Genomic DNA, 7,341 nt, shown 5'->3' with positions numbered 1-7,341 from the left:
GCGGCTGCACTCGGTTCTTATGGGCCTGAGAGAATGTCTGGTAAAGTGCGGATAAATCCATTTCATCCACAAAGTGGCGTAGCAGACGGACCGGGTCATCCTTTGGAATTTGAAATTCAAAATTTAAGGGAAGGCAGAGTTGAAAACTTCCGCCGAGGGATGTATAATCTCCTTGTAAAATTTGATTTTGCATATCTATATTTTACGCCTGTTGCCAAGGATTTTTAAGTCCTTGGCAACATTTTTTTGCAAACTAAAAGGGGCTGCTACACGTTGTTGATACGTGCAACAGCCCCTTGCTTATGGTGGCCTGAGTTGCGGCCGAGGTATCTATTGGCGGCGGTCTGTCAGACGGCGTACTCGAGCACGGCGTCCTCGCCGGCGGCGACGCGCTCTCCCGGGCGCTCCGGCGTGACGAGGCGGCGTACTTTGTCATAGTTGACGATGAGGACCGGGGAGATGAGGTTGATGTGACGTTTCTCCAGGAGCGGCAGATCGAGGCGGAGGATCGGCGTGCCGGCCTTGACCTTGTCGCCTGTGTGGTGGAGCGCCGTGATGCCCTCTCCCTCCATGATGACGGTGTCGAGCCCGACGTGGACGAGCACCTGGACGCCGGCGCTCGTCGTGATGGCGAAGGCGTGCTTGGTGTCGAAGAAGAGTGTGATCTCACCGTCGCACGGGGCGAGGACTTCGTCGCTGGCTGCGAGGATGGCAAGCCCGTCCCCTGTGAGCTTTTCGGAGAATACGGGATCCGGCACGGTGGAGAGCTCGATGATTTTGCCAGAAATCGGTGCGATGATCTGATAGGATGCTGGTTCGTTTTTCATGGCGGATTCCTTCTTTCTCTATTGCTGCCATCCGCGCAGGGGATGGGGGACTGCAGGAGCGGTGTCGATAGGCTTGCAGCAGACGTTCGTGTATATAGTTTATCATGAACACAATGGGACTGCAAGCCTATTTTTAAAAACTTGTTAACATCAGGGCAGGGTCGGGATGTTCTTGCTGACCGCTGTATGCTTGATGATGTCGTCGATACGCAAGTCGATGGCGAGCTCCTGCTTGAGGAGCGTCTCGGCGGCGTCGAACTCGCGCGGCTGATCCCCGCGCAGTCCCTTGATGTAGTGCTGCCAGGCGCGGATGGTCGTCTCGGTCGAGAGCTGGCGCTGGCGGGCGAGGTAGCCGGCACCGGACGGCACGTCGATCTCGTCGAGCTTTTTCTGGCGGTCCTTGAGCGCGGGGATGACGTCGTCCTCGAGGAATTTCGCGAGTTCCTTGCGCTGCTGCGCGCTGGGCCTGCCGTCGCTTGTGCGGCTGAGCGCGGCGAATCTTGCCTTCTGCGCGGCAAAGATATCATTCGCGTCGTCGACGATGGGCTTCGTTGTCTCGATGTAGTCGGCGATGTCGCCGTTGATGAGCGGCGCGACGGTGTCGAGGTAGTCGCGGTAGTTCTTGATGTAGGCAATCTGCCAATGGCCGTCCGCGGCCTCCTCGAGCGCGATCACGAGGGTGAACGAGGTGTCGGTGCAGTCCTCGCGGATGTTGAGCTCCGCCGTGGCGGTGCTGCCGTCGTGGGTGACGTGCCCGACGCTGACGAGCGTGGTGTTGCGGAGCTGCGTGCGCTCGAGGAAGCGCTCGAAGTCGATGCCGAGCTGGCGTCCCTTGAGGATGTCGAGCCCGTCGGGGAGCGTCCAGAGGCCGCTGTCGATGCGCCGCGTAATGGCCTCGGCTGCGCCGCGTGAGAGCTCCGGCTTGACGAGAACGTAGAATTTCTCGAAGAGCACGCGTGTCTTCGGCGTGAGGGTGGCATCGTAAGCGAAGAGGTCGACGGTGAGGTCGTCATAGGCCTGGCTCGTGAGCAGGTCGAGGTTGACGTAGCGGGCGAATTTCTCGCTGTCGCGCTGCTCGATGGCGGCCTGGGCTTCCTTGAGCGCGTATTCCGGCGTCTTCGTGTAGAAGCAGCCGTACCAGATGGCGATGGCGCCGAGTATGGCTGCGATGGCTGTGAGCAGCAGGCCGTATTTCTGCCGCCGTATGCGCTGGTCGCGCAGGGCGAGGCTGCGCTGCCAGGTGAGATCGTCCAATAGAGAGGCCTCCTTGTCTCCCCGCGCTATGGGCGGGGTTTTGTATTTCTAGTTTACCCTATCTTTTTGCGCGTTTGCAACAAGGATTTGCGCATGGTACAATGCAGGAAAGATTTTCGGGAAGGGGATGTGCGGATGAAGTGGGTGAATCATCAGATCGTCACGGGCGTCATCGTCTATACGGCGACGGAGAATCTCCTGCTCACGGCTTACAGCATGGCCGGCGCCATCCTGCCGGACAAGGTCGAAGGCAATCCGCGCGCCGGCAGCTATTGGTCGTGGCGCAGCCGCCATCGCGGCTGGTCGCACTGGCCGCTGCTCTACTGCGCGCTGCTCGGTCTCTCGCTGCGGCTCGGGCGCGGCGACTACGGTGTGACGGGCGGCGAGATCGCCGTCATCGGCACGTATTTCGCCGTCGGCGCGTTGCTGCACATCGCCGAGGACGCCGTCTGCGGCAAGGTGCCGCTGCTCACGCCGGGCGACAAGCACGGCGTGAAGCTCTTCGCGGTCGGCAGCTTCGCGGAGTATTTCTTCAGCGCGGGCGTCGTGTTCGTCTGTTACCTCGCGCACCGGCTCGTCCTCAGCGGCTGAGACGGCTGCGCCGCCACGCAGGAAGCGTCGGCGTCCTTTCCTTTTGAGGAGAGGGCGTCGGCGCTTTTGCTGTGTAAATCCCAAGAGCGCAAGCCGTCAGGCGCCGCGCGATTGGCTGGATTTACTGCAAGGACGGGCGCACAATGTCCACAAAGTGGACGTTTGTGCGTTGAGTTTGCTGTGCTTCTCTGCCTGCCAGGGCATTCCGTGCAGGACGCTGAGGGGGATTCCTTCGAAGATGTCGATATTCTGGCAGGAATCGGGTGGGAGATGTCGAATCTTCCACAAGAGGAATCATCATACCACAAAAATGTCTGCGGCAGCGTGCCGGAGACTCATGCTGGAGGGAGAGTTATGCGTCCGAGTCTGCGTCCGGCGGCGCCGAGCAAGGTGCTGCGTCTCTTGGCGGAGAAGTATCCGACGAGGGCGGCGGTGGAGAGCCGCCTCATCTATCTGCAGGGGCAGCTCGTGCTGCCGAAGGGCGTCGAGCATTTCATGAGTGATCTGCACGGCGAGTATGCGGCGTTTTTCCATATCCTGAATAATTGCTCCGGTGTCATCCGCGAGAAGGTGGACTATGTGTTCGGCGCGCGGCTGAGCGGCGAGGAGAAGGCGGAGTTCTGCACGCTCGTCTATTATCCGAAGGAGAAGATCGAGCAGGTGACAGCGGCGCGGCGCGCGACGCCTGCCTGGTACCGGGAGAACATCGCGCGCCTGCTCGCGCTTGCGAAGCTCATGAGCTACAAGTATCCGGCGTCGCGCTTGCCTGCGATGATTCCGGAGCGCCTGCGCTCGGTCATCGTCGAGCTCCTCGGCACGCGCCCCGAGGCGGACGCGGCGCAGCTCGCGTATCAGCAGCGCCTGCTCGCGAGCATCGTGCAGGCGGATGCGGGCGCTGCGTTCATCGAGGATTTCGCGGCGCTCGTGAAGCGGCTCGCCGTCTCCCATCTGCACATCGTCGGCGATCTCTTCGACCGCGGCGACCGGCCGGACGCCATACTGGATATGCTCATGGAGTATCCGTCCGTCGATATCGAGTGGGGCAACCACGATGTGCTCTGGATGGGCGCGGCGCTCGGCAGCGAGGCGTGCGTCGCGAGTGTCGTGCGCAACTGCCTGCGTTACGGCAATACGGCGGTGCTCGAGCGCGGCTACGGCATCAGCCTCTGGCCACTCACGACGCTCGCGCAGCGGCTCTATCCCGATGAGGCGCCGCTCAAGGCGGCGGAGCGCGCCGTGACGGTCATGCTGTTCAAGGTCGAGGGGGCGCTCATCGCGCGCAATCCCGATTTCTGTATGGCGGGGCGGCGCCTGCTCGGGAGGATTGATTTCCGCAACGTCTGGGCCGAGCTCGCCGATGGGAAGCGCTATGAGCTGCGCAAGGCGTATTTCCCCACCATCGATGAGGACGCGGCGGATCCCTACGCACTCACGGCCGAGGAGCGGGAGGTGCTCGCGGGCCTGCGTGACTCCTTCGTCGAGAGTCCGCCGCTAAGGCGCCATATCGCGTTCCTCTACCGCAAGGGGAGCCTCTACCGCCGCTGCAACGGCAACCTGCTCTTCCACGGCTGTGTGCCGCTCACGGAGCGGGGGGAGCTCCGGGAGATCACGTTCGGCGGCAGGACGTATGCCGGACGGGCGTGGTTCGACTTCTGCGAGCAGATGGCGCGGCAGGCGTATCTCTACCGCGAGCAGGAGGCGCTCGACTTCCTCTACTTCCTCTGGTGCGGACGCCTCTCGCCGCTCTCGGGACGCGAGGTACGGACGTTCGAGCGGACGTTTCTTGCGGACAAGCGCACCTGGGAGGAGCCGGCCGATCCCTACTACCGCCTCATCGACGACGAGGAGACTTGCGCACGCGTGCTCGAGGAGTTCTCCCTCTCGCCCGCGACGGGCCACATCATCAACGGCCACGTGCCCGTCAAGGTGAAAAAGGGAGAGACGCCCGTGAAGGCGGGCGGGCGAGCCATCATCATCGACGGCGGCTTCTGCCGCGCCTATCATGAGAAGACCGGCATCTCGGGCTTCACGCTCATCTCGAACTCGCGCGGCCTGCGCCTGCTCGCGCATCAGAAGATCGCCGACGTGCGCACGGCGCTGCGCGACAACGGCGATATCGAGTCGGTCTCCGAGACGGTCGAGCTCGTGAGCCGCCACGCGACGGTGGCCGATACGGACGAGGGGCAGGCCATCCAGGAGGAGATCACGGATCTCTATCATCTATTGCTCGCGTACCAGAACGGGCTGATCCAGCCGCGCGCGTGAGGGGGCGGCTGCTGGCGGGCGCTGCTTCGCTGGGAAAGCCGCGCGCTTCACGGCCTTGCGCTTGCCGCCGACGCGTCCGCGTCGGGCCGGATCCCGCGCCTGCGGAGCGATGAAGCGTCAGCGGTTGGGACTTGCCATGGGAAATGATGGCAAGTCCATTTTTTTGACCGCGTTCCCTTGTCAAGGCAGGAATTTTCTGTTATAAAAAGAATAGGTAAAGTGGTGAATTGTGGGGGAAAGTGTCCCTGCGTGGGGAAAAGGTGGTGGGACAGGATGTTCATGGGAGAGTATTCCCATACGATCGACGCGAAGGGCCGCGTCATCCTGCCCGCTGATTTCCGCGCGGAGCTCGGTGTCTCCTTCATCATTACGAAAGGGCTCGACCACTGCCTGTTCCTCTACGCGCAGGCGGAGTGGGAGGCGCTCGCGGCCAAGCTGCGGCAGCTGCCGCTCGTACGGCCAGAGGCGCGCGCGCTCGCGCGGTTCTTTTTCTCGAGCGCGCGCAGTCTCGAGTGCGACAAGCAGGGGCGGTTCCTCGTGCCGGCGAACCTGCGCAGCTATGCGGGCATCGCGCTCAAGCAGACGGTCGTGCTCACGGGCACGGACAGCCGTATCGAGGTCTGGAGCAAGGAGCAGTGGCGTTCCTATAGCGACGAGGTGGAGCCGGACGTCGCGGCGATCGCGGCGACGCTCGCGGACGTCGGGATCTGACACAGGCCCGGCATGGTATCGGGCGGCTCGTTTCCGAGCGCGGCAGGTGGCGGCGCTTTTCATCAGTGATACGTGAGAGGAGGTGTGCAGGTGGCGTTTCATCATATCAGCGTGATGCCGGAGGAGGTCATCGATGGCCTGGCCATCCGGCCGGACGGCATCTATGTGGACTGCACGCTCGGCGGCGCGGGCCATGCGCACCGCATCGCGGAGCGGCTGTCCGCCGCGGGCAGGCTCATCGGCATCGATCAGGACGAGGCGGCCATCGAGGCGGCGCGGGCGCGTCTCGCGGACGTGTCCTGCCGCGTCGACATCGTGCATGATAATTTTCAGAATCTCGATGCGATTCTCGAAAGGACGGACGCGCCGCGCGTCGACGGCGTGCTCTTCGACCTCGGCGTCTCCTCGCACCAGATCGATACGGCAGAGCGGGGATTCTCCTATATGCAGGATGCGCCGCTCGACATGCGCATGAATCCTGAGGCGAAGCTTTCGGCCTATGAGGTCGTGAATACGTACAGCGAGGACGATCTCGACCGCATCTTCCACGACTACGGTGAGGAGCGCTGGGCGCGGCGCATCGCGAAGTTCCTCGTGGCGGCGCGGCGGGAAAAGCCCATCGAGACGACGGGCGAGCTCGTCGACATCCTCTGCCGGGCGGTGCCGAAGGCTGTGCGCCGCGCGGAAAACGGCCATCCCGCGAAGCGCGTGTTCCAGGCCATCCGCATCGAGGTCAACGACGAGCTCGGCATCCTCGCGCAGTCGCTGCGTGCGGCCGTGCACCATCTGCGGCCGGGCGGCAGGCTCGCGGTCATCACGTTCCACTCGCTCGAGGACCGCATCGCGAAGCAGACGCTCAAAGAGCTCGCGCGCGGCTGCATCTGCCCGCCGGAACTCCCTGTCTGCGTCTGCCATCATAAGCCTGAGATCCGCCTCATCGGCAAGCCGCGGCAGGCGCGGCAGGCGGAGCTTGCGGCAAATACGCGCGCGAAGAGTGCGAAGCTGCGCATCGCGGAGAAGCTTGCGACGACAGCGGAAGAAGGAGGGGACACCGATGCCTGCGAGAGCTGAAAAAGCGGTATACGAAGAATATGAACTCGCCGCGAAGCCGTCCCCTCCGCCGCGCCTGCGGCAGCGGGAGCGGATCCGCACGTGCCTCGATGAACAGATGCGCAGGCGCTGCAAGACGCTGCTCATCGTGCTCGCCGTCATGGCGATGACGATCACTGTGAGGAGCGGCCTCAGTGCGAGCCGCGGCTACGACCTCGTGCATACGGAGCAGCAGGCGGAGGCGGTCGAGCAGGAGAACGAGCGCCTCAAGATCGACATCGCGCGGCTCAAGTCGCCGCAGCGCATCAAGGACATCGCGACGAAGGATCTCGGCATGGAGGTGCCGCAGCAGGTGTATTTCGTGCATGCCAAAAAGGGCCAGTGAACATTTCAGGGCTGCTGCATCGGAGGATGCGGGAGCCCTGATTTACTGTAAGGACGGGCGCACAATGTCCACAAAGTGGACGTTTGTGCGTTGAGTTTACTGTGACAATGTCTGCGGGGCGGGCGGCTTTGCGCGAGAGCACTTTTTCCTGCAGGAGGTCATTTTTCCCCTACAAAAATCAGAAGTTCCGTTATATAATAGGGGGCGGCTCTTTGGGGAACCACTGATGAATCAAGGATTTTACCACTTACTGTTGAG

General features: G+C 62.7%; 8 protein-coding genes. 6 read left to right on the top strand and 2 right to left on the bottom strand.

Annotation, left to right across the window (positions count from 1 at the left end; genetic code table 11):
• Positions 1 to 228: hypothetical protein (locus tag F599_RS15615; RefSeq protein WP_211209088.1), on the top strand; the 228-nt coding region annotated here is incomplete at its 5' end.
• Positions 229 to 347: 119 nt separating this feature from the next.
• Here the strand turns inward: F599_RS15615 and F599_RS0110535 are convergent.
• Positions 348 to 827, bottom strand: coding sequence for a PTS sugar transporter subunit IIA (locus F599_RS0110535; RefSeq protein WP_019543497.1), 480 nt, complete (start codon positions 825 to 827; stop codon positions 348 to 350).
• A gap of 150 nt (positions 828 to 977) precedes the next feature.
• Positions 978 to 2,081 carry a hypothetical protein gene (locus tag F599_RS0110530; protein ID WP_019543496.1) on the bottom strand — a complete coding sequence of 368 codons (1,104 nt, stop codon included), beginning with the start codon at positions 2,079 to 2,081 and terminating at the stop codon, positions 978 to 980.
• A gap of 135 nt (positions 2,082 to 2,216) precedes the next feature.
• Between F599_RS0110530 and F599_RS0110525 the strand changes: the two genes are divergently transcribed.
• The 5 genes from F599_RS0110525 to F599_RS0110505 all read left to right on the top strand — a co-directional run bounded on the left by F599_RS0110525 (position 2,217) and on the right by F599_RS0110505 (position 7,083).
• Entirely contained in the window at positions 2,217 to 2,672 is a 456-nt protein-coding gene (locus F599_RS0110525) for a metal-dependent hydrolase (protein ID WP_019543495.1), read from the top strand.
• A 354-nt stretch (positions 2,673 to 3,026) separates the two neighbouring features.
• A complete protein-coding gene (locus tag F599_RS0110520) occupies positions 3,027 to 4,937 on the top strand; it encodes a fructose-bisphosphatase class III (protein ID WP_019543494.1) in 1,911 nt (636 codons plus the stop codon).
• A gap of 273 nt (positions 4,938 to 5,210) precedes the next feature.
• Positions 5,211 to 5,648, top strand: a complete 438-nt coding sequence (mraZ, locus tag F599_RS0110515) for a division/cell wall cluster transcriptional repressor MraZ (protein WP_019543493.1) — start codon at positions 5,211 to 5,213, stop codon at positions 5,646 to 5,648.
• 90 nt (positions 5,649 to 5,738) lie between these two features.
• The gene (gene rsmH, locus F599_RS0110510) at positions 5,739 to 6,719 is read left to right on the top strand and encodes a 16S rRNA (cytosine(1402)-N(4))-methyltransferase RsmH (RefSeq protein WP_019543492.1); all 981 of its coding nucleotides are present in this window, start codon (positions 5,739 to 5,741) and stop codon (positions 6,717 to 6,719) included.
• On the top strand, positions 6,703 to 7,083 hold the full coding sequence (locus tag F599_RS0110505) for an FtsB/FtsL family cell division protein (protein ID WP_019543491.1): 381 nt from the start codon (positions 6,703 to 6,705) through the stop codon (positions 7,081 to 7,083). The genes rsmH and F599_RS0110505 overlap by 17 nt, the downstream gene beginning before the upstream one ends.
• Positions 7,084 to 7,341 lie beyond the last annotated feature (258 nt).

Origin of the sequence: Selenomonas bovis DSM 23594 (assembly GCF_000381005.1) — a bacterium.
Lineage (GTDB): Bacteria > Bacillota > Negativicutes > Selenomonadales > Selenomonadaceae > Selenomonas_C > Selenomonas_C bovis.
The sequence above is the reverse complement of the archived record's forward strand: the minus strand, read 5'-3'. Positions and strand labels throughout refer to the sequence as shown.